Source organism: Bergeyella porcorum (assembly GCF_042427575.1).
GTDB lineage: Bacteria > Bacteroidota > Bacteroidia > Flavobacteriales > Weeksellaceae > Bergeyella > Bergeyella porcorum.
The window spans coordinates 105,562-126,698 of record NZ_JBHMFD010000012.1 but is presented as its reverse complement, the minus strand read 5'-3'; the positions used below and the strand labels follow the sequence as shown (position 1 = coordinate 126,698).

General features: G+C 34.5%; 33 protein-coding genes and 3 tRNA genes. 6 read left to right on the top strand and 30 right to left on the bottom strand.

Features of this window, described 5'->3' with window-relative positions; translation table 11 throughout:
• Positions 1 to 107: 107 nt before the first annotated feature.
• From ACFFUE_RS07195 to ACFFUE_RS07060, 28 genes are all read right to left on the bottom strand, one after another.
• Positions 108 to 180 (bottom strand) — tRNA-Leu (locus ACFFUE_RS07195).
• Between the two features lie 27 nt (positions 181 to 207).
• Positions 208 to 281: transfer RNA gene (locus ACFFUE_RS07190), tRNA-Cys, on the bottom strand.
• Positions 282 to 331: 50 nt separating this feature from the next.
• Positions 332 to 559, bottom strand: a complete 228-nt coding sequence (locus tag ACFFUE_RS07185; RefSeq protein ID WP_376833972.1) for an Acb2/Tad1 domain-containing protein — start codon at positions 557 to 559, stop codon at positions 332 to 334.
• Between the two features lie 25 nt (positions 560 to 584).
• Positions 585 to 708 (bottom strand) — tRNA-OTHER (locus tag ACFFUE_RS07180).
• Between the two features lie 6 nt (positions 709 to 714).
• Positions 715 to 996, bottom strand: a complete 282-nt coding sequence (locus tag ACFFUE_RS07175) for a hypothetical protein (RefSeq protein ID WP_376833970.1) — start codon at positions 994 to 996, stop codon at positions 715 to 717.
• A 64-nt stretch (positions 997 to 1,060) separates the two neighbouring features.
• Positions 1,061 to 1,693 (bottom strand): hypothetical protein, encoded by a 633-nt coding sequence (locus ACFFUE_RS07170; protein WP_376833968.1) that lies wholly within the window; start codon positions 1,691 to 1,693, stop codon positions 1,061 to 1,063.
• A gap of 48 nt (positions 1,694 to 1,741) precedes the next feature.
• Positions 1,742 to 2,179, bottom strand: coding sequence for a single-stranded DNA-binding protein (locus tag ACFFUE_RS07165; protein ID WP_376833966.1), 438 nt, complete (start codon positions 2,177 to 2,179; stop codon positions 1,742 to 1,744).
• A gap of 71 nt (positions 2,180 to 2,250) precedes the next feature.
• Complete coding sequence (locus ACFFUE_RS07160) at positions 2,251 to 2,514, bottom strand: hypothetical protein (RefSeq protein ID WP_376833964.1); 264 nt, start codon at positions 2,512 to 2,514, stop codon at positions 2,251 to 2,253.
• Positions 2,515 to 2,527: 13 nt separating this feature from the next.
• Complete coding sequence (locus ACFFUE_RS07155; RefSeq protein WP_376833962.1) at positions 2,528 to 2,956, bottom strand: hypothetical protein; 429 nt, start codon at positions 2,954 to 2,956, stop codon at positions 2,528 to 2,530.
• Entirely contained in the window at positions 2,953 to 3,312 is a 360-nt protein-coding gene (locus ACFFUE_RS07150; RefSeq protein ID WP_376833960.1) for an HNH endonuclease, read from the bottom strand. Before ACFFUE_RS07150 ends, ACFFUE_RS07155 begins: the two co-directional genes overlap by 4 nt.
• Positions 3,281 to 3,799 (bottom strand): hypothetical protein, encoded by a 519-nt coding sequence (locus ACFFUE_RS07145; protein WP_376833958.1) that lies wholly within the window; start codon positions 3,797 to 3,799, stop codon positions 3,281 to 3,283. Before ACFFUE_RS07145 ends, ACFFUE_RS07150 begins: the two co-directional genes overlap by 32 nt.
• A complete protein-coding gene (locus ACFFUE_RS07140; RefSeq protein ID WP_376833956.1) occupies positions 3,796 to 3,981 on the bottom strand; it encodes a hypothetical protein in 186 nt (61 codons plus the stop codon). Before ACFFUE_RS07140 ends, ACFFUE_RS07145 begins: the two co-directional genes overlap by 4 nt.
• A 126-nt stretch (positions 3,982 to 4,107) precedes the next feature.
• Complete coding sequence (locus ACFFUE_RS07135) at positions 4,108 to 4,587, bottom strand: DNA methyltransferase family protein (protein WP_376833954.1); 480 nt, start codon at positions 4,585 to 4,587, stop codon at positions 4,108 to 4,110.
• Positions 4,502 to 4,975: a hypothetical protein gene (locus ACFFUE_RS07130; protein ID WP_376833952.1), complete on the bottom strand. Its 474-nt coding sequence runs from the start codon at positions 4,973 to 4,975 to the stop codon at positions 4,502 to 4,504. Before ACFFUE_RS07130 ends, ACFFUE_RS07135 begins: the two co-directional genes overlap by 86 nt.
• On the bottom strand, positions 4,972 to 5,157 hold the full coding sequence (locus ACFFUE_RS07125) for a hypothetical protein (protein WP_376833950.1): 186 nt from the start codon (positions 5,155 to 5,157) through the stop codon (positions 4,972 to 4,974). The genes ACFFUE_RS07130 and ACFFUE_RS07125 overlap by 4 nt, the downstream gene beginning before the upstream one ends.
• A 4-nt stretch (positions 5,158 to 5,161) precedes the next feature.
• Entirely contained in the window at positions 5,162 to 5,437 is a 276-nt protein-coding gene (locus ACFFUE_RS07120) for a hypothetical protein (RefSeq protein WP_376833948.1), read from the bottom strand.
• A 60-nt stretch (positions 5,438 to 5,497) separates the two neighbouring features.
• Positions 5,498 to 5,770, bottom strand: a complete 273-nt coding sequence (locus ACFFUE_RS07115) for a hypothetical protein (protein WP_376833946.1) — start codon at positions 5,768 to 5,770, stop codon at positions 5,498 to 5,500.
• Positions 5,742 to 7,550, bottom strand: a complete 1,809-nt coding sequence (locus ACFFUE_RS07110) for a bifunctional DNA primase/helicase (protein ID WP_376833944.1) — start codon at positions 7,548 to 7,550, stop codon at positions 5,742 to 5,744. The genes ACFFUE_RS07115 and ACFFUE_RS07110 overlap by 29 nt, the downstream gene beginning before the upstream one ends.
• Positions 7,551 to 7,561: 11 nt before the next feature.
• Positions 7,562 to 8,200, bottom strand: a complete 639-nt coding sequence (locus tag ACFFUE_RS07105) for a DUF6291 domain-containing protein (RefSeq protein ID WP_376833942.1) — start codon at positions 8,198 to 8,200, stop codon at positions 7,562 to 7,564.
• 253 nt (positions 8,201 to 8,453) lie between these two features.
• Positions 8,454 to 9,044 (bottom strand): hypothetical protein, encoded by a 591-nt coding sequence (locus ACFFUE_RS07100; RefSeq protein WP_376833940.1) that lies wholly within the window; start codon positions 9,042 to 9,044, stop codon positions 8,454 to 8,456.
• A gap of 1 nt (position 9,045) precedes the next feature.
• On the bottom strand, positions 9,046 to 9,516 hold the full coding sequence (locus ACFFUE_RS07095; protein WP_376833938.1) for a hypothetical protein: 471 nt from the start codon (positions 9,514 to 9,516) through the stop codon (positions 9,046 to 9,048).
• Positions 9,509 to 9,736: a hypothetical protein gene (locus ACFFUE_RS07090; RefSeq protein WP_376833936.1), complete on the bottom strand. Its 228-nt coding sequence runs from the start codon at positions 9,734 to 9,736 to the stop codon at positions 9,509 to 9,511. The genes ACFFUE_RS07095 and ACFFUE_RS07090 overlap by 8 nt, the downstream gene beginning before the upstream one ends.
• A gap of 1 nt (position 9,737) precedes the next feature.
• Positions 9,738 to 10,736 carry a PD-(D/E)XK nuclease-like domain-containing protein gene (locus tag ACFFUE_RS07085; protein ID WP_376833934.1) on the bottom strand — a complete coding sequence of 333 codons (999 nt, stop codon included), beginning with the start codon at positions 10,734 to 10,736 and terminating at the stop codon, positions 9,738 to 9,740.
• A 20-nt stretch (positions 10,737 to 10,756) separates the two neighbouring features.
• A complete protein-coding gene (locus ACFFUE_RS07080) occupies positions 10,757 to 11,422 on the bottom strand; it encodes an ERF family protein (RefSeq protein ID WP_376833932.1) in 666 nt (221 codons plus the stop codon).
• A 3-nt stretch (positions 11,423 to 11,425) separates the two neighbouring features.
• A complete protein-coding gene (locus ACFFUE_RS07075; protein ID WP_376833930.1) occupies positions 11,426 to 11,839 on the bottom strand; it encodes a hypothetical protein in 414 nt (137 codons plus the stop codon).
• Positions 11,823 to 12,122 (bottom strand): DUF3853 family protein, encoded by a 300-nt coding sequence (locus ACFFUE_RS07070; RefSeq protein ID WP_376833928.1) that lies wholly within the window; start codon positions 12,120 to 12,122, stop codon positions 11,823 to 11,825. Before ACFFUE_RS07070 ends, ACFFUE_RS07075 begins: the two co-directional genes overlap by 17 nt.
• Positions 12,109 to 12,336 (bottom strand): hypothetical protein, encoded by a 228-nt coding sequence (locus ACFFUE_RS07065; RefSeq protein ID WP_376833926.1) that lies wholly within the window; start codon positions 12,334 to 12,336, stop codon positions 12,109 to 12,111. Before ACFFUE_RS07065 ends, ACFFUE_RS07070 begins: the two co-directional genes overlap by 14 nt.
• 24 nt (positions 12,337 to 12,360) lie before the next feature.
• On the bottom strand, positions 12,361 to 12,597 hold the full coding sequence (locus ACFFUE_RS07060) for a hypothetical protein (RefSeq protein WP_376833924.1): 237 nt from the start codon (positions 12,595 to 12,597) through the stop codon (positions 12,361 to 12,363).
• A 137-nt stretch (positions 12,598 to 12,734) separates the two neighbouring features.
• Here ACFFUE_RS07060 and ACFFUE_RS07055 point away from each other — a divergent pair, with 137 nt between their 5' ends.
• The 5 genes from ACFFUE_RS07055 to ACFFUE_RS07035 are packed head-to-tail and all read left to right on the top strand — an operon-like array spanning position 12,735 to position 16,865.
• Entirely contained in the window at positions 12,735 to 13,640 is a 906-nt protein-coding gene (locus ACFFUE_RS07055) for a S24 family peptidase (RefSeq protein ID WP_376833922.1), read from the top strand.
• 21 nt (positions 13,641 to 13,661) lie between these two features.
• A complete protein-coding gene (locus ACFFUE_RS07050; protein ID WP_376833920.1) occupies positions 13,662 to 14,738 on the top strand; it encodes a type I restriction endonuclease in 1,077 nt (358 codons plus the stop codon).
• Between the two features lie 2 nt (positions 14,739 to 14,740).
• Positions 14,741 to 15,277 carry a hypothetical protein gene (locus ACFFUE_RS07045; protein WP_376833918.1) on the top strand — a complete coding sequence of 179 codons (537 nt, stop codon included), beginning with the start codon at positions 14,741 to 14,743 and terminating at the stop codon, positions 15,275 to 15,277.
• Entirely contained in the window at positions 15,264 to 15,548 is a 285-nt protein-coding gene (locus ACFFUE_RS07040) for a hypothetical protein (protein ID WP_376833916.1), read from the top strand. The genes ACFFUE_RS07045 and ACFFUE_RS07040 overlap by 14 nt, the downstream gene beginning before the upstream one ends.
• A 42-nt stretch (positions 15,549 to 15,590) precedes the next feature.
• Positions 15,591 to 16,865 (top strand): site-specific integrase, encoded by a 1,275-nt coding sequence (locus tag ACFFUE_RS07035; RefSeq protein WP_376833914.1) that lies wholly within the window; start codon positions 15,591 to 15,593, stop codon positions 16,863 to 16,865.
• 226 nt (positions 16,866 to 17,091) lie between these two features.
• Here the strand turns inward: ACFFUE_RS07035 and ACFFUE_RS07030 are convergent, their stop codons facing one another.
• Together ACFFUE_RS07030 and mtaB are read right to left on the bottom strand one after the other, a co-directional pair.
• Entirely contained in the window at positions 17,092 to 17,613 is a 522-nt protein-coding gene (locus ACFFUE_RS07030) for an SRPBCC family protein (RefSeq protein ID WP_376833912.1), read from the bottom strand.
• Positions 17,614 to 17,718: 105 nt separating this feature from the next.
• Positions 17,719 to 19,056, bottom strand: coding sequence for a tRNA (N(6)-L-threonylcarbamoyladenosine(37)-C(2))-methylthiotransferase MtaB (gene mtaB, locus ACFFUE_RS07025; RefSeq protein WP_376833910.1), 1,338 nt, complete (start codon positions 19,054 to 19,056; stop codon positions 17,719 to 17,721).
• A gap of 208 nt (positions 19,057 to 19,264) precedes the next feature.
• Here mtaB and glgP point away from each other — a divergent pair, with 208 nt between their 5' ends.
• Positions 19,265 to 20,926, top strand: coding sequence for an alpha-glucan family phosphorylase (gene glgP, locus ACFFUE_RS07020; RefSeq protein ID WP_376833908.1), 1,662 nt, complete (start codon positions 19,265 to 19,267; stop codon positions 20,924 to 20,926).
• Positions 20,927 to 21,137 lie beyond the last annotated feature (211 nt).

Below are 21,137 nucleotides of genomic sequence, written 5' to 3'. Positions count from 1 at the left end.
ATATTTCTTTTTGATTGTTCATTCGTTCGTTTTTCTTTCAAAAAAAATCCGACCGGCAAACCGCCAGCCGGACAAAAACTAACCAAATCTAATATGAAAGAAGATTGCTACGCTTACGGGATTCGAACCCGTCTTTTCAGATTTTAAATCTAATGTCCTATCCTAATATACGAAAGCGTATGTTCTATATTTCCATTTATCCTTTTGAGCTAATGAACGGACTCGAACCGTTGTAATTTCCGCTTGCAACGGAACGCCTAACCATCTCGGACCACATTAGCAAGTTATAGACTTTCTACATAAGCGTTTTTAGGACTATATATATCAGCTATTATTTTTCATAGAGAGTTTTAACTGTGAACATACAAGCTTCCTCTAATTTTGTTTGAGCGATAGAAATTAATCGTTGCTTTTCTGCACTTGCTGGCGTTGTATTTTTGTCTCCTCGTTCTTTTTCAAGACCATCAATTAGTTCAGCGATTTTCTTTCTTGCTGATTTTATAACTACAGATTCGACACTACTATACACTCCACATCTTTTTTCTCCTAATGTTTGCATAATAAATTATTTTAATAATGTTTTGAGAAGTAGGCAGGATTCGAACCTGCACGATGTGATATTTCATTAGTTATCTCAACTGCCCGACTTTAACGGTTAAGTATAACACATCTAACTAATTGAGCGTATATCAATTCCGCCACTACCTCCTTCTATTATTCTTTTTTGTCTTTTGTTTCTGCTACTTTACCTTTGTCTTCTGCAGCTTTGTCTTTTGTTTCTACTTTGGAAATTTCCACTCTATACTCTGCACCTTCCTCCAATTCAATCTCTGGTTTTAAAGCAGAAAGAGAAATGGAGCCAGTAGAGATGTTATCCCAAAGTTCTTTGTTTTCTGATGCTTTATCTGATGCTAAAAGTGTAACATCTTTTTTATCTTCATTCAGTTTGTTGCTTAACACGGAAGCAACCACAAACACACCAATTAATTTTGCCATATTTTTTTATTACAAGTTGATTTTGAGATACAAATATAAACAAATTGTAGCAGATAGATACAATTTAATTTAAATTTTTTGACTCTATTGTTCGTTGTATCCAGTTGATTGTTTGTTTAGATTCAAGTTGGTTCGGAATAACTCGCAAAACTGACCAACCATCAGATGTAGCTTCGTTGTATTTTTCCATATCATTAAAAAATCCCTTTCCTCTAGTATGTCTTCCACCTGTCCAAATACCCCCTTCTACCTCTACTGCTATTCTGTATTTTGGAAAGGCAAAATCAAAACGCCATCTTCTTTTTGGGTGAAATTTGAGTTCCATTACAGGAGCAATTCCCAAGTGTTTTTCGCAGTAGTTTAAAAATCCTGTATAATCTTTCTTTGTGTTTTGTTGATTTCTCTTTGTTTTATAGAGATGTAGAAGAGTGTTTTCGTATTGCTTGGAAAGTTCTTTATTGTGTCGTATTTCGTTTTTTATGGTTTCGAGATAATGAGAAACGGATTGCTGATTAATTTTTAGAAAATCAGCAATTTCCGTTTGAGATACTGAATAGGTTTCGCAAGCAATAAGAGAAATAATCATCCTTGCGAATACTTTGTTTTGTTCTCGCGATTTTGATTTTATCTCTCTAATCGTAAGTCCAGATGTAGACACTACTGCTTTTGTTATTTTATTCAGGTTTTCTCTATTCATTTCAAAATATCATAAAAACTCATCATTGCTTGTATTTTCTCATCCACTTCAAAATGGCAAATCATCATCATCATCGTCTCCAAATGGATTTTCTGGTGTTACAGATTCTGTATTATTTGGAGTTACCACCTCTGGTCCTGTATTTACCCCAAGAGGGGGATTAAGCGGCGGCGGCGTACTTTGCTGTTTTCCGCTCTGAAAATCTATTTTTCTCACTCTAAAATCTTGCCACCATCGTCCCTCGTGTTCTGTATTAGAATACCAATCGATTTGAGCGATAATAGCTTTCCCTTTGGTTAAGTGAGGAACGATTTTATCAGATTTTGCCCAATAGGTACAAGGGATAAAAGAGGAGTTTTCTTTGTCTCCAAATTTATCATTTATTGCTATTGTGAAACGAATAGCATATATAACCCCATTTGAAGTGTTCACTTCTTGTGCAGTAGCATCTTTTGTGATGTTTCCTGCTATGGTGCAATTTAGCATAGTTTTCTAATTTTTAAGGATTTTCAAAATTACTAATTGTAGCAGATAGATACAAATTTTAACAAGAGAAATTACACTTTTTCTATAGCTTTTAGAATTTCCCTAGCGGTGTTTTCCTTAGTTGGAATATCAGCATCCAGAAACTCTAATACCCCATAATGGGATGAAGCGGTAATCTTCCCGTTGTTATGAAAAGTAATAGCATTCCATCTTTTTTCTGCTACTTCTTTTTGGTATATGATAGCATACACCTCTCCGTTTCCGTCATTTATAACCTCCTTTTCATATCCATTTTCAGAAAGGAAGTTTTCGAAGTTGAATGTTTCTTTTGTCATCACAATAGTGGTTTTACTTATTCATTAAATTGTACAAAAATTCTTTTAACTTATCACTTTGGTCTTTTAGATAAGGTTTAGACAAGTCCCAATAACATATAATTCCATAATCTTCTTTTGGTGAATAAGACAAGAATAATCCATCTGGATTAGAAGATATATATATTCTATCACCTAATGCCATTTCAGCCCATTCTATAACATCATTTATCATTGGTTCGTGTCCAACAATTTTGAAATACTTAGGGAAATCCTCCTTGCGAATTTCGTGTACTCCCAAACCATCGTACAATACATACGAGTTTGATATATTTCCAACAATCTTTAAATAATCGTCTCCTATTGTAGACTTTACCAAACACCCCTCAGACAATTCCATCAATCTCGGAATGTCTTTTCTAATCTGTTCTGTTACCGCTTGTAATTTTTCTTGAGTTGTCATATTTTTTCAAAATAAAATTTCCCATCAAATCCTCGCTCAGGAGTTATCCCAAAGGCAGATGCTATATTATTCATATAAACTATTCTCTTCTTAGTCTTTTCAACCCGTGTCATTTTAGGTAGTTTTGACAATCTTATATGAAAGTTCATCATATACTTTCTAAAACTTTCTAAATCTTGACATCTCTTATAGTGATTTACGATTTTCAAAGCTGGGAGAAGATTATCAAAATCATCTCCTCCCCCTTGTACCTTTGGTTTTACATGGTCTATCTGCCAGTCATCTCCTAACGGTTGTCCTGTGTAAGCACATAGACCATCGTATTTATCGTGAATCTGTTGCTTTAGATTCTTCATTTTTCTCAATTTTAATTCCCACTGGCTCTCCGTTTTCAAAAGTGTAATAATAAAATAAATCATCTGCTTTCATCCTATTAATGTAAGAGATTTCAGTATCTTTACTATATTCTAATTCGTTTATAACTGTTACAAAATCACCTTCTTTTGAAAAAAACTTCTTCCCAAGTAAATCTAAATGGTTTTTCACTCCATCAGAAAAATCAAAAGGTTTGTATTCTTCTTCTTCTTTTGGATATTTTTCAAAGAAAGTGTCAAAGTTTTTAATATCTATTACAGACTTCCAAAAACCAAAACCCTCTTCTGTACTATGCCAGTTAAATCCTTGTTCACCATAATCTGACCATTTAGAATTCTCAAACACTTTTACATTAGCTTCATTCCTCTGCTCTACTTGTCTTTCGAGCATTTTGTCAATTACTTCAAGAGGGAATCCCTCTAATTGTCCTTTCGGAACATAGTCTGAATTAATGTACTTTAGTTTCATATTTTTTCTTTTTCTATTTTAAAATCACACTTCCATTCTTTCTTTGTTTTCTCTGGGTGGAAGTCAGCCACGGAGAAAGTTTCTTTTTCCTTTTCGTTGCCTATCCATCTTCTGCATTTCTGCTTCATTTTGAATTTGCAGTGGTTACCAAGGCAGCGGGTAATATCTTTAGGGATATTCATTTTTCTAATAATTTAATTTCGATAATATTAAGAATAACAAGTATTCTGTCATTGTTACATATCCTAACAAAAACAATAAACTCATCGTTATTAATAATATCCAAGTCAAAACTTTATCTATCTTTTTCATTTTAGATTGTTTTTATTGTTATTCTTCTTTTTAGTTTCTTCGTATCCGTACATTTTCAGAAAATCACCAACGATAATTTGCTTGTCTAAAAGAGCCTTAACCTCTTGTTCCAACTCTCTCATTGGTAGCATATCTAAAAGCCTTTGTTTAGTTTCTTCTACATTGTCGTGCATTATATCTATTCCGTAAATAGAGCTGTAGCATTTTAATATCGCTGTTAGTTTATCATCATTTTGAGAAATAAGGTTTAATTTTCTCCTTAAAATTTCAGTCAAGAAATTACCATTTCCGCAACTCGGCTCTAAAAAAGTCATTTCTATTGTGATGTTAGGAATTAAATCAAGCATTGCGTTTACTTCTCGCTCGTTGGTGAAAACCTCTCCTAAGTCTTTAACTCGCTTCTTGCTTCGTATTTGCTTTTTTCTCAAGGGCTCTTCTTCGTGCTTGTGCTTTAATTCTTTCTTTGTTTTCAGCATAATATCTTCTTACTCGTTCTTGCTCTCTTTCCCTGTTATCTTCAAGCCATTTTTTTTTAGCTAGGTACACGCACTCTTTACACTGGCTGGATAGGAATTTCTCTCCAAATCTCCCGTTGCAGATGTAAAACTCCGAGGGTGGCTTTACTTTTTGGCAGTAGGAACATTTTTTATCTCGCTTTAAATTCCTTGATTCCTTAATTTGTTTATCTTCCTCGCATTGATATTTAAGATTGAGGTAATAACCTTGAGAGCATAGTAGAGCTTTGATTTTGTTATAGTCAAAATTGAATTGAACTATATAATCGTGTACTATATCCTCTCCATTTTCTTGGAATTTTCGCCGTGCAATTGATAATAACTCGGAATATTGTGCGTTATCTATCATTTCTTTTTCTTTCTTCCTTTGTTCGGAGGTGGCTTCCGTATAATTTCCTTTAATTCTTCCCCGCTTACCCCTCTTTTGAGGAATACCACCTTGCGGGAGATTTTCTTTGCTGCCTCCAACGCCTTGATAGCCTTTTCTCGCTCTCTCTTGGCGTTGGTGTGCGTGGGATTGTCTATGTGCATTTAATTATTTTACCTCTATTTTTTCGTTATAAAAATCTAAGTTTTCAGCATCTCTGCCTACCTTAGTGGCAGTCCCTCGGATTAGGAAGTAAGTCTGGAAACGGCTTTCTACTTTCCCTTCTCCGTGCGTGTAGACAAGCACGGTTGCATCTTCAGAGAACAACCATCGGTAATATGTTGTTCCTCTAGTTTCGTTGTTCGAAAGGACAATGTGATTAGGGTTCATATTCTCAGCAACTTCTGCCGCTCTTTTGTAGTTTGCAAATGGTATTATTTTCATTTTATTTAATATTTTTAATTCTTTCCTCTGATTCTTTTATTAAGTTTTCTATATGCTCCATTACTCGGAGTTTCTTTTTCTTTTTTGGCGGACCATTTTTCTCTTCCTTTTTTCACGATTGATTAAAAATAATTTACCTTTTGAACCTTCACTTACTCTAATTTTATTATCCCTGTAAAGCGGTTTTATTGCATTTCGAATCTCTTTCCATTCTATGCGTAACCTGTTTACTAGTTCTGCACCATACACCCCACAATGCCCGCCAGAGCTTTCATATTTTTCCTCCAATATTTTCAGTATTTTATCAGAAAGGGAAATCTTCATCTTCATCATTATTGGTGTTAAAAACCGAATTTGGTTCAGCCGTTATACTCTTAGCTAATACATCACCTTTGGATTGATACTTCTTTACAACCCAATTACTATTATCCCAATCTGTTATGATTGAATTTTCACTTTCATATCTTCCATTATTGTAATTGTATTTGTAGCAAATAGCATCAGTTTTACCCAGATTTTTTAATTTCACTTTCTGGATAGCTATTGTACCGTAATTCAGAAATTTTTTAGTTTCTGCATCTTGTTCACGCATTATTCCTACGCCATAATCTGCCATATTCCAAAAGTCTGCGGAGCCAGATATATCATACATTGTAGGCATTGGATAAAAGCCCTCTTTATCTTTTTGGAGCTTTTTTGGGTGTGCCACCAAAATCATTAAAACATCGTGCTTTTTAGCAAAATTTGAAAGCTTGATAAGTATTTGAGAAATAGCATCCAACTTGTCAAATCCTGTAGGTTTATCAATCCTATTAAATGGGTCTATCACACAAATTTTTATTCCCTTTCTCTTGACTAAAATTTCAAATTTTTTCAAAATATCATCCACCGTAAAATCCTCTGGTGGTGCTACCCAAAAGAAATTTTCTGTGATATAATCTAATGCGTTATAAAACTCATCTGCACTAGAATATCTTTGTCCAAATTTTTTTCCTACCAGCTTTTCGTGAAGCTTTGCATAATGTGTTTTGATTGGGAAGTTTTCAGGTGAATAATATGCTACTTTCCAATCGTGTAAGATATTTAGTCTTACAGCAATATCATCTACCAATTCAGATTTACCACTACCTGGTGTCCCAGTGAATATTGCAAGGCGTTTGGTTTCCCAGCGGATACATTCATCAAGATCATAAAACCCTGTTCGAGTACCTTCTGGCATTCCATTTTTGAAAAGGTCATCTATTTCATCGAAAAAATCCTTTGCTTCAAAAACATCATCTATTTTTATTTCCTTGGCGTTTTTTAAGACATTACAAAGGCTTTTATTTCCTTTATGGGTTAGATATTCATTTGTGTCTTTAAACCGCTCAAATGAGCATAAAAAACACTTCTCTTGCCCTAATCGCCTTACCAACTCATCCCGAAGTTGCAAACCTTTCTCATCTACATCTGTGGCGATATAAAATTTTTCAACCTTATCAAGGTCCTCTAAACTGCTTTCCAAATAAGGCATATTCACAGCGTTAGCACCGTTAGGAACTGAAATCACATTTTCGTAACCTTCCTCAATCCAGCTTAAAGCGTCTATTTCACCCTCTACGATGATTATTTCTTTGTGATTAAGAATTGCATCGTAATTGTACCAAATCAGCTCTGCACCACTTTCAAGCTTAAAGTTCTTTTCAGCATCCCGATATTTCACATTGATAAGCTCTCCATTTCGATAGTAAGGAAACGCAATACAATTTCTATTTTTTCCCACTTGCGGCATCCATTGAACCGATGAAGAAACTTTCATTTTATTGAGTGTCCCCTGTCCAATGAAGCGGTTTTTCATATACTGAACTGCCCTATCTGAAAGATTTGTAAGATTAACTTTTTCAGGTTTTTTGTAGTGTTTTTGGTTCTTCGCAAAAGGTCTATGTTCTACAAATCGAGCATCGCAATGATTACAATGACCTATACCTTCCTCCGCATTAAAACCAAGGCATTTAGCATTTTTCTTTTTTCGGTCTGCTGAGCATTCTGGACAAACAAGGTAGTTTTCCTTTCGGTTTTTTAAATCCACCTCGTGGATGTGACCAGAATTGATGCAATAGATTTTTGTGAGCATAGTTTTATTTTTTAAAACACTGATTTTGTTCTTCTTTCACTTGAAGATACTTTACTTAGGTTCTTGGAAAGCCAAAATTCAAAATTCTTTGCTATCTCGGAGTCGTTAATCCAATTTCCTTCTCCCCACGAAATTTTCTTTTCTACAAACTCATCAATTTTGAGATGCAATTCTTCCATTGAAATTTTATGCTGCATCATCAATCTATCCATCTGAATCTGCTGTTTGGTTTTTAGAAAATTTTTAATTCGCAAAATTTCATTTTCGCTATACGACGATTTATTATTTACATTTACATTATCATTTACATTTACATTATCATTTACATTAAGGCTTTTTTGGGTTTCTAAAAAAAGCGGTGGGTTTTCTGGGTTTTTTGGGTTTTGATTTAAAGGGTTGGCTTTTTTGGGTCTACCTCCTTTTTTACCATTACCAGACTGTTTGTCGATATACTTCTGATAGTTCTCCGCAGCTCTATCTATATCTCGCTTTATGAATTTGAAAGCCATTTTAGCGTTTGGCTTAAGTTCAACCAGATTATCACGAAACACGTACTCCATTACGGCGTGTATAACCTCCCATTGAACTTCCTGCTTCTCGTCTTCTAGGATTTCATACCAAGATTCATAAAAAACAAAACTCTCTTTCATTGTTAATTTTTAAGGATTCTGAAGGGGATTTTTACTCCCCTTATTCTTGAATGTAATTATTACAGAACTCTATATCAATCATCTGTTCGCAATTGATACTTTTAGCAGAAATAAGTGTGGTGGTAAAGTCCGCAGTTTCTTCTTCTTTCTTAAACCTAAAAGATAGGTATCGGTCTATAAAAACTTTTGCTTGTTCTGCGTTTTTAGCTTTTACAATAAACTCTGATTTTTCAGAAACACCATCTTTAGATACTTACAATTCAATTCTGTATGCTTCAGTAGTTTTCAGTTTAGAATCTTCATTATAATACGGTGTCACATCCTCATCTTCCTCCTCATCTTCATATAGGTCTGTAATTAAAATCACCCTATCAAAAAACTTAGCTTGAACAATTCCTAAACTAGAACTGTAAGTTTGCTCTGCAAAATCCTTAATGATTTCAATTGCTTGTTCAATGGTATTAGCATAAAGAAAGAAATTCTTCTTTTTAGATTCCACCAATATGGTTACTAGCCAAATAGAAGTATTAAACTCTCCAAAAACTCCTGTACGCCTTTGGTTAGTAACTTCAATTTCTTTAAGGTCTCCAGATTGGAAGTAAAAATTAAGAAGTGAAAGCGCTTCTGTATCAAGTTCCACACCTCTATCCAATATGATTTCTTTTCTTTCAATTGTATGAACATCTCCAGTGTCCTCATCTATAAAATCTTCTTTCCAACCTCTATATACCCTTTCAGCGGTAAACATTCCCTTTACTGAATTTAAATCCGAGGTTTTAAATCTTGTTTCCTCGTGTCTGGTCTGAGGTAGATTTTTATTCTGCTTTTTGACTGTTTTTGTCATTTTATAAATTGTATTTAATTAATGTTTTATCAAATTCCATTGTTAGCACTGGGATAAAATCCTCCATACCCAATGGCGGTAAAATATCTGTGATAATAAAATGGATATCTTCTTTGAAAACCTCGTGAAAGCGTTTCTGGCTCATTTTATCGAATGAATAACTTTCGTAAGTCTTAATATTTGTCTTTTCAGAAATCTCTGAAATTTCATATCTCCCTTGCAATTCTTTAAGGAATAAATAGAAGTGATTTTTCTTACATTTTTTCTGAAACTTCTCTGGTAGATTATCCCAAACGAAATGCAGTATTTTAAAATAAGCACGATGCATTTTTAAGTTTCTATCAGCGTGCAAAGCGATATTGAAGTTTTCCTCGGTAGAAAGTGATTTTATTAGCTCTTCGCTTTCTATATCAGTAGGGAAAAGTCCTGTTCCTCGCCTTGCTACGCTTAGTAAAATCTTACTCTCACTCATTCTCCCATTCATTTTTGGTTGCATTATAAATACCACGATGAAAAAAAATCATATTTGGCTTTTTGTCATATTCAAAAGACCATTTATCTCCAAACCATTCCATCATTTTAGCTCTTGGATTTATATCTGTAATTTTTATAACACAGTGCTTGTCCAAAGTATACCCATTAAAGGAGTGAACATGTGTTTGTCCGAGTGTAAAATATTTAGTTTTCATCATCCTAATGCTTTTCAAAAATTGTTTCATCAAAACCTGCTAGCCATTTAGGTTTGTACATTACATTGTGCTTTTTAAAGTAATCATAGGACCTTCCAAAAGCTCTTTCATCTACCATCTTATTAAGTCTTTTCAAATAATGCTCTACCTTTCTTTCTCCATAGAGTAAATATGAATCATCTACTTCTATAATGGTGTAGTTGAAGCTCTTGTCAAAAACAATGTATTTGAATTTTGGCTGACTAGCTAATCCTAAAATCTCCAATCCAATACGATATAATCCAAACTGTATATCATATCCGAATTTCTCTACATCCCTCGTAAACTTTTCGGGATTACAATCAGAAGCAAATTTCAAATCGTGAAACAGATTAGGACTGAAAGTATCTAGGATGCCTCTAAAATTCCATCCCATCCATTCAAACTCGATGAATTTCTGAAACTCATCACAAACCATCAGTTCATCTGCTACCTCTGGAGTATTTTTTAGGTTTTCCGCAATAGCTTTGGCTTGGTCATAAACCTCTTGGGGTACTGCTTCTTTACCACTTTGGATAGCTTGCAGATATTCATAAAGATGTGCTACATTTTTTTCTGGCGTTCCAGTCTTGTAAGATTTAGAATAAGCATCTTGTACACGCTCCTCAAATGTATCTATCTGCGACAAATTTTCTAAAAAATTTTTTACAAATTCTTTTTGATTATCCGTTGTAGGAGTAGCATTGATTATTGTAAACTTTTTATCAAATTTATGTTCCTCTAGGAGTAGGCAATCTACTACACTACCAAATAGCATTGATTCTGATTTTTCTTTTGGCTTAAGCAGATTATTAATAAAGTTTACAGGACTATCCAAATACTTTAGTTTAGAATAAGACATCGGTAAACTTCTATCAATTAATTTCCCGATAAGTTCATATTTTGGATTTTGTTCTTGCATTGGAGCTTCTATTTCTGCCATTTCGTGAAAATGCTGCTCGTAGTTTTGTTTTGTTAGTGACATAATTTTTAGGGATTAATAATTTATTGAATATTAAATTTCTCTTTAAGAACTTCAGCAGTTTTCTTGCTAACACTTACTTTTAGTGTATCTTTCACTTGTTGTAATGTAGGATGCTTTCCTTTCGCTATCCAACCTTCTATCTTCTTCCAATTGGGGTCATTTTCATTTAGCCATACTGGTTTTTCAGTATTACCTGTGCTAGAATTTACAGCTGGTTTTGAAGGTGCTTTAGTAGTGTTATTTTCATCTATTTTCTTGCGAAGCTCGTTATCAATATCGTCTTCATCTGTTGGTATATGGAAGAATTTTAATAGAAAATATCGCTCTGCATAAGTAAGTGCCGAGCCTAGACCCTTCTCCCAATCGTTTTGACCATTGGCACCAAATAGATTTTCATCTTTTTCGCCAGTTTCCGTGTCTATCCAGGTGAATTTCATCATCACCTTGGATAATATTTCGGATTTAGGTTTTTCGTATTGAGTACCTATTCCTGTTTTATAATCCATTCTTTCGTTTTCAATGGAAAGAATTTCCTGCTTCAATATCAGTCCCATTTCATTCATCAAGGGTTTGATAACACTTAGGACTTTAGCTCCAGATACATAGCCATATTGATTTGTTTTTGAATCTTTCCCCAAACCATTTATCTTGGATTGAATTGTATGAAGTTTCTTATAGATAGACATTGGTTAAATTAATTCTAAATGATTTTCAAGATATTTCACAATTTCTTTTCTCTCAGTAGCTGTAGGATAATAATCCTTATGCTCTTCATCTTCTTCATCCCATTTTTGGCAAACTAAAATATCAATATTGCTTTCAATGTCTGAGAAGTACATTTCTTTTTCCTCTGGGGTTTCCATTGTTGAACTTCGGTGATAAGCTTCATAATTGAATGATATTTTCGCATTAATTTCAAAATAAAACTCATCCCAGTCTAATTCTTTGCTGCGTACCTTTATCTGTTCTGAACCCCTATTTGTTTTATTGAACAGGTATAAATCTTCTTCATCAAGGTAATCCAAAACATCTATTAGCAAAACTTTGCCCTCATCTTTTAAAAAATCTATCGCAGTATCGTGTGTTTTAGTAAGCAGTTCCATTTTCGTGTAATTTTATAAGTTCCAAGGCTTTATCTCCATCTATGACAATTATTTTACCGCTTTGATAAACTGCTTCATCTATTACACCAGAGCTCTTTATCTGTTGAGCTTTTGTTCTTTTACATCCAAGCAAATCAGCTAATCCATCAATACCGTGTACATATCGTTTTGAAGTAAAATCTTTCATAACTGACTTCTGCTCCGCAATAGCTCCGAATAGTTCTAAAATTTCTTCACCCGTCATTGTTAAAAACTGCTTTTCTAAGATACTAGAACTGACCATTTCTTAAGTTTTTTAGGATACACGGAAATTTTTTATCAAACATTTCTTGCAGCTCTAAGAAAATTGGTATTTCTAACATCTGAGCTACTGACAGATACTCATTAGCCGTATCTACATCTTCACACTCTTTCATTGATTTTAGGAGCAGTTCGCCTATTTTAGGCTTACTTCCTCTCATTACTCTTGCTCCTCTGAATAACACTCTTTCAAACATAGTTTTTAGATTTGGTTAGTTGTTCTAAATTGCGTCTATTAGTTCCAAAAGATTATCGCTTTGAGTTTTAGCTTGAGCTTTTACGATTTCTAAAACCTCATCTACATTCTCATCAGGAATTTTGGAATTATAAATCCAATTCACTTTTGCAGAGTCCACTGAGATTCCGAAACGCTCTGATATCTTTTTTCGGACCTCATTCTTCATTTCTGGTGACATTGCCAGAAATATTTCCCTAATCTTAACTTTCTTTTTATCCATTATTCTTATATTTGTATTACAAATTATAATATCGTTTTGCAAATATAAAGAAACTTTATATATGTGTGCAAGTTTTATATAAAGAAAATTTATATCAAGAAATAAATTATTGATTTTCAATAAGAAAAATTCACACTATGGAAAAGAAAGAGATTAAAAACTTTATTGCTTATTTAAAATCAAGAGGTTATGTAGAAAACCAAAAAGATTTTGGAATCAAAATCGGATACAAAAGTGAATCAGCATTCTCTCAAGCATTGAATAGATTGCCTGATGAGTTGTTTGAAAAGATAAATAAAGTTTATCCAGAGTTTAGTGAATGGAGAGGTATTAATATGAGCAGAGATGAATTATTAAGTGAAGCATTGCGTTTAATAAACAAGTACAGTGTAACTGCTTATGAGATAGAGAAGAATACATCTCTCACAGCAGTAGGAGTTCAGAAAATAATCAATGGTGAAAGTAAACGACCGCTTGAAAACACACTGAATACTATAATTAGTTATATAAACAGTAATTATTCTAATGAGAGTAAAGGTCCAGCAATTCCCAAAGGCGAACTGAAACCAAAGACCTACAACCACACTTTAGAGGTAAAGCTGGTAAGCAATAAAGCAAAGGCTGGCTGGAGTGAAGGGTTTTATAACGATGAATACTTAGAGAAAATGCCCGTGATAACTATTGAGGCGGATGCTAACTACAGAGGAGAATATATGGCGTTTGAAGTGGCTGGGGATAGTATGGAGCCCGACTATATGGAGGGGGATATTGTGATTTGCCGTAAAATCCAACGCCACCTCTGGATGGGGAAGTTACACATCCGCGATTGGGATTTTGTGATCGCACACGGTACGCAGGGAATAATGCTGAAAGAAATAGCAGAGCATAATGTGGAAACGGGGGAAATACTGTGCCGCTCAATTAACAGTAATTATAAGGATTTTACCTTAAACCTGCGGGAAGTAACTTACCTATATAATGTAGTGGAAGTTCGCCAGAAGGGTCGCAATAAACGCTGGAATAGAGCAAAGGATTTTTTGTAATAATTAATAAAAACTAAAAATATGGAACTAAAAGCAAAGCTTGAACAACTACACCAAAGGGTGGATGGTATAAAGGAGCAAATAACAACGGAAGAAGCAACAAAAAACGCTTTTATAATGCCGTTTATTCAAACTCTTGGATATGATGTTTTCAATCCCACCGAGGTTATTCCAGAATTTATCTGCGATATTGGCACTAAGAAAGGGGAGAAAATAGATTACTTGATAATGAAGGATGGAGAGCCTATCTTTATCATAGAGTGTAAGCACTGGAAAGAAAATGCAGACGCTCACAATTCTCAACTTCATAGGTATTTTCACAATACTAAATCTCGTTTCGGAATCCTTACCAATGGTATTGTGTATAATTTCTATACCGATTTGGAGCAGCCGAATATAATGGATGAAAAACCTTTCCTTACCATCAATCTTGATGACTTAAAGGATAGTGCTATTAAGGTTTTGGAAAAGTTTGTAAAAACATCGTTTCAACTAGATGAAATTTTGGCATCTGCGGAATCCTTAAAATACATAAAGGCTATTAAGGCGGAGTTTGAAAATGAAATAGAAGACCCAAGTGATGATTTGGTTGTTCTACTTGTTAAGAAGTTTTTTAATCAAAAATTAACTGAGCAAAGAAAAAATACCTTTAAGGAATACACTAAGAGGGCTATAACAAGCGTAATTAACGACATAATTAATTCTAGGCTAAAATCAGCACTTAACATCAATGAGCAAATCCACGCTGAAAAGAGTACGGGAGATGAAACGATAAACTCTATTGATGAAAATTCAGAACCTCAAAAAACAGTAATAACAACAGAGGAGGAAATGGAAGGTTTCCACATTGTGAAAGCTATTTTGAGGGAGGTTCTTCCAGCAGATAGAATTGCTTTTAGAGATACTCAATCTTACTTTGGGGTTCTTTTAGATGACAATAATAGAAAGCCTATTTGCCGCCTACACTTCAATTCTTCTAACAAATATATCGAGTTATTTCACAATGGTAAGGATGCAGGGGAAAAAATTCAAATTTTATCATTGGAGAATATTTATAACTACAAAAACGAATTACAAAAAACCATCGAAAATTATTAGTTATGGATAAGTTTTTGGCACTATGTTTTATAATTGTTTCTATTACTGCTTTTTCTCAAGTAAAAAAGGAGAGAACTGTAAAGCAGGACTATGTGGATTATGACGAGTATATTACTGATTTCAAAAACAATTCCTCTGTAAAAAAACATTTAATGATATTCCCAATAGGCAAAGAGTTTGAAAAAAATACAATTTCTACAGACGCTCCAAAGGTTGAATACATCGAAAAGGCAGGATTATACAGATATATATACAAAACAGAGGAAGCTAATTTTATTATTTATGTGAAAAATGGATTAATTATTAGTAAAAAAATAATCCTATATGACATTGATGAACTTATGTACCTGGTAAACTTTTTCGATTTATATAATAAAGAGTTTATAAAACCAAAAGGCTTCAAATTAAACGACACACAATATCTGCTAATCTCGAAGAGTCGCCATTATGATTATGATAGTTATGAGTTTAATTTCCGCGGATTAGAGTACTTTAATATTCTTGATTTGTTAGAGAGCAAAGAAAATGAGCAGAAATAAACCAGAAAAAGAAGTACCAGTAGTTCGCAGATGGTTCTTGGTAGTCTATCTTCACATAGAATCAGAAAATTCAAATTTTTCTAAATTCTGTGAAGATTATAATCTGCCTCGCACTACACTTTTGAGAATTGAAAAAGAGAACAACCGCCATTTCCGCCTAGAATGGCTAACTCTTGCAGTTGAAATACTTGGATGTTCTGCAGATTGGTTACTTACTGGAAAAGGTCCAATGTATAAAGATAAAAAAAGTACCATAAAAAAGCTTTCCTGAAATTTTTGTAATACAATTTTTCAAAACAAATAACATATATAAATGCTTAAATTTTCGCTCAAATTTTCACTAAAAAATAAAACATCAGAACTACAACCAGTAAGAGCTAGGCTATCTTTCCATTCACAGAGGATAGAACTTTACACTGGTGTAAAAGCAACTATTGATGAATTTGACGGAGTGAGAATAAAAAAGCGAAGTGATGATCGAAACAAACGCCTTTCTGAACTAGAGCGAAAGATAGAAGAAATTTTTGCAGATTTTGATTATCTACATAAGCGTTATCCTACAAGAGAAGAATTTAAAAATCTTTTTAACCAAGATAAGGAAGCACCATCTGTGCCAGAGAATGAATTAACATTCGTAGATCTAATTGATAAATACATTGCTGAAAAAAGTGAATCTAAACAATGGGAATACTCCACCATCAAAAACTATAATAGATTAAGAAATAACCTTGCATTTTTCAATAAAACGATAAAACTCAAAAATGTTACTGAAAAAACACTGAGAGATCTAACAAGATATTTCCTAACAGGACCTAAAGATAAATACGGAAAAATTAAAAAACCACATATCAATTTTACTGTAAAGCGTGAAATTAATGACTACAAAAGAATTTTAGCGTGGGGAGAAAAAAAAGGCTACTATGATGGAAATGCCCACAAAGAATACGAACAAACTTTTAAAGGTACCAGCGAAAGACTTTCTGAATTAGTTTACCTAGAATGGGAGGAACTTATGGAATTATATTTCTATCAATTCAATAATGATAGACTTTCCAGAGTTAGAGATGTATTTTGTTTTTGTTGTTTTTCCTCTCTAAGATATTCAGATGTAGCAAAATTAAAAAAAACAGATATAAGGAAAGATAGTATTATTGTAGCTACTAAAAAGACAACTGACCCACTAATTATAGATTTGAATCAATATTCAGAAGCTATTTTGAAAAAATATGAAGATATAGAGTTTAAAAATAATTTAGCGTTACCTGTAATTTCAGACCAAAAAACTAATAAATATCTCAAAGAAATTGGTGAAATAATGAATTGGGATAGTCCTATAAAAATTCATCACTTTATAGGTAACAAATCTGTAGAAGAGTATGTTTTAAAGAAGAATGTAATTTCAACGCACGCTGCAAGACGTACATTTGTTATCTCAGCCCTTAGACTAGGTATCCCCGTGGAGGTAATAATAAAATGGACAGGACATAAAGATTACGAAGCGATGAAGCCTTATGTGAAAATTGTAGATGAATTAAAGAAAAGACAAATGAATAAGTTCAATTTGCCCCCAAATTTGCCCCCGAAATAATACGGTCTAAAATGGTTTAAAACGATTTTGCATTTTTATATCATCTTTTAAATTAGTAATATACGATGTTAAACGAACTATTTTAAAATCCATAAGTAATCCTTTCGCGCTCACTGAAAGAGAAATCAGAAATGGTTTCTCTTTTTTATTTTTCATCTTTACAGAATCTTGACTCTTTAAAACAAAAAAGAGACGCTCTATAGCATCTCTTTTATATTTAATGATTCTATTTTTCGCAAAGTTGCTTCAGCTTGTCAAGTCCTTTTCCGTAAGATTCGTCCATACTACCATCCATCATTAGTTTCATCAGATTCATTGGATAAGGCAGTTCGGTATCCATATCCCAAGTCACCTTCGTTTTACCGTCTTGTGCTTCTAAAACTATCGAAGAATAAGAGGTGTTTTCAAACGGTTTCTTAAAATTCATCTGTGTTTTCACACTTTGGTTTGGCATCAGTTCAATGATTTTATGACAGCCCTCTCCCGCATTTTCATTTTCACTCACCCAGCAGTACTCATCGCCCACTTCCCCTAGAGTGCCGCTATAGGTTACTTGAATATTTGGATCGATATCCATCCACGGATTCCACTCGTTAAAAGCTTTAGAAGATGCTATTTGTGCATAAACTTTTTCAACAGGTGCGTTGATTACAATTGATTTTTCATAGTGATACGATTTGCCAATTACAAGCATCAGTAAAACAATAACCAACACAATCCCTCCTAATACTTTCAATAATGTTTTCATTGATTTTAAATTTTAATATTCAAATTTAATCTATTTTTTTAGAGTAAAAAAAATTAACACCTTCACAATTCTGATGGTAATATCTTCCCCCTCAGTTAAAAAAAATCAAACCCTTTCCAAAAAATCTTCAAAAGAAGAAGCCACACTCACCACACCATCATTATCCAATTTCTGAAGCTTTACTTTCTCTATGGTATTGATGAAAGAGGCATCAAAAGGCTTTTTCACACGGACATAATTTTCCGTAAAGCCATACATATACCCCTCTTTATTTTCGTGTTCCCAAAGTACAGGCAGGGTATTTCCTATTTGAGACTCATAGAATGCCATTTTCTTTTTCTCGGAAAGGATACGGAGCATTTTATTGCGTTTCTTGCGTTCGGATACTGGTACTTCGCCGTCCATAGCGGCAGCTTCGGTATTTTCTCTTTCAGAATAAGTAAAAACGTGAAGGTAGGCAATGGGCAACGATTGGATAAAATGATAGGTCTCCAAAAAACGCTCTTCCGTCTCCCCTGGAAAGCCCACAATCACATCTACCCCTATGGCAGCATCAGGCATCACCTCTCTTATCTTGGCAACCCTATCAGAATATAGTTTGGTAAGGTATCGGCGTTTCATTTTCTTGAGCAAATCATCACTCCCACTTTGCAAAGGAATGTGAAAATGCGGTACGAAACTTTTGCTTTTCGATACCAATTCTATGCTTTCATCTTTCAAGAGATTGGGTTCTATGGAAGATATACGGATGCGTTCTATACCCTCCACTTTATCCAGCTCTGTAATGAGGTCTAAAAAGGTATGTTCGTGTTTTTTATTGCCAAATTCTCCCTTGCCATAGTCCCCGATATTAACCCCCGTGAGGACAATCTCTTTAATATCTTTCTCTGCAATTTCTCGAGCATTTCTCACGATATTAGCAATGGTATCCGAGCGGGAAATTCCCCTTGCCAAAGGAATGGTACAATAGGTACATTTATAATCGCAGCCGTCTTGTACTTTGAGGAATGCTCTGGTTCTATCACCTATAGAATAACTTCCGATGAAAAAATCTGCCTCTTCTATTTCGCAAGAATGCACTTGTCCCTGAGCATTAGATTTTTCCAAATCTTCCAAATAACTCAGAATATTGAATTTTTCCTTCGCTCCCAAAACCAAATCCACCCCTTCTATATTGGAAATTTCTTCTGGTTTTAGCTGGGCATAGCAACCTACCACCACTACCAGACCTTCAGGATTGGCTTTCATTGCACGCTTTACGTGATATTTACACTCTTTATCTGCCGCCTCCGTTACCGAGCAGGTATTGATAACATAGACATCTGCACGCTCATCAAAGCTTACTTTTTCATAGCCTGCTTCGGTGAGGTTTCGTGCAATGGTAGAGGTCTCTGCAAAGTTTAGTTTGCACCCCAAAGTATGGTAAGCTGCAGTTTTGGTCATAGTTAATTCAAAGATTAGCGGGCAAATTTACGGAATTTTATATTATCGTTTTCAACTATTCCAAATCATAATAACAGCTAATACACTCCCTCTCAATTGGATTTTTAAAACTGATATTCATTACCTTTCAAGAAGTTTAAGACAATTTAATTTTTAGAAATTTTCAAATTCAATAAATTTGCACATTCAAAATTAAAAAATACAGACAATGGATTTTAAAAACTTCCAGATGCCTTATAGCATCAACCCTGATTATTCTAAAAAAGTGGCTTACTTTTCAATGGAATTTGCCATTGACCAAGCCTTGAAAATATATTCTGGAGGACTTGGATTCCTCGCTGGCTCTCATATGAGAAGTGCCTACAATCTAAAACAAGACTTAGTAGGCATCGGTATCTTATGGAAATATGGTTACTATGACCAAAGCCGAAACCAAGACCAAACCTTGCAGCCAGTATGGACTAAAAAAATGTACAGCTTCTTGCAAGATACGGGGATTAAATTTCAAATCGACATCCACGATGCTCCAGTTTGGGTAAAAGTATGGTATCTAGCCCCAGAAGTGTTCCAAACGGCACCTATGTTTTTCCTATCCACAGATGTGCCAGAAAATGACCACCTTTCTAAAACCATCTGCCACCGACTATACGATGCCAATGAAGCTACCAAATTAGCCCAATACATCCTCTTAGGAAAAGGCGGTGCCAAAATGCTGGATATGATGAATTTCAATAGAGAGGTGTACCACCTTAACGAAGCCCACGGTCTTCCTGCTGCATTTTATCTGTTGAGAAAATTTGGTGGCAACTTGGAGCAAGTGAAAGAAAAAATGGTATTCACCACTCACACCCCAGAAGAAGCAGGAAACGAAAAGCACAATTTTAATATGTGCCACGATATGTCTTACTTTTCAGGCTTTAGCAAAGAAGAGGTAAAAGCATTAGAAGGCGGTCACGAACCTGAGTTGTTCAATCACTCTCTATGTGCTCTGAGAATGTCTCGCATCTCCAATGGCGTTTCTCAGCTTCACGGAGAGGTTTCGCGTGCAATGTGGGGTAAATACGAGGGCATCTGCGAAATAAAATCCATTACCAATGCACAAGAGTTTAAATATTGGGCAGACAAAACCCTCTATGAAACCAAAAACAATAACGATGCTAAAGGATTTGACGAAAGAAAAAAAGAACTGAAAGCCAACCTCTTTAAAACAGTAGCAGACCAATGCGGAAAACTCTTTGACCCTAATGTCTTCACCATTGTCTGGGCAAGAAGATTCGCAGGATACAAAAGAGCAGACTTCCTACTCCACGATAAAGAACGCTTCGAACGCTTGCTGAATAATCCTAAATACCCTGTACAAATCATCTGGGCAGGAAAACCTTACCCAATGGATTACGCCGCCATCTCTACCTTCAACAGCCTTGTAGAGCAAAGCAAAAATTATAAAAATATGGCAGTGCTTACAGGTTATGAATTAGAGCTCAGCAAACAATTGAAACAAGGCTCTGATGTATGGCTCAACAACCCAAGAGTACCAAGAGAAGCGTCTGGTACTTCGGGGATGACAGCTGCTATGAACGGCTCCGTTAACCTATCTACCGATGATGGATGGATACCAGAGTTCGCAAGAAATGGCGAAAACGCCTTCGTAGTACCAAAAGCAGACTACTTTAATATGAGCGTCTATGAACAAGACAACTACGATTTGGAAAAAATCTACGAAATCCTTGAAAATGAAGTATTGCCAACTTATTACGACCGTAAAGACCAATGGAGAACCATCCAATACACCGCTATGGACGAAGTGAAAGCTCAGTTCAATAGTGATAGAATGGCAGATGAGTATTATAAAGCGATTTATAATGGTTAATGGTCAATTATTAATTGTTAATGATTACGCAATAAAGATTCATTTTTATTGTAACAAAATCCTAAACGAGATGCCTCTTTTTTCAAACGAGAGGCGTCTTGCTTATTTTTAGACGCGTCTTGTTCCCTGCTTACGATTTCAATAGGGTTGGGTTTTAACCCGACTTTCGATATGACCTACCCAAAAGCTTTAGCCAAATTAAAAAAACTTG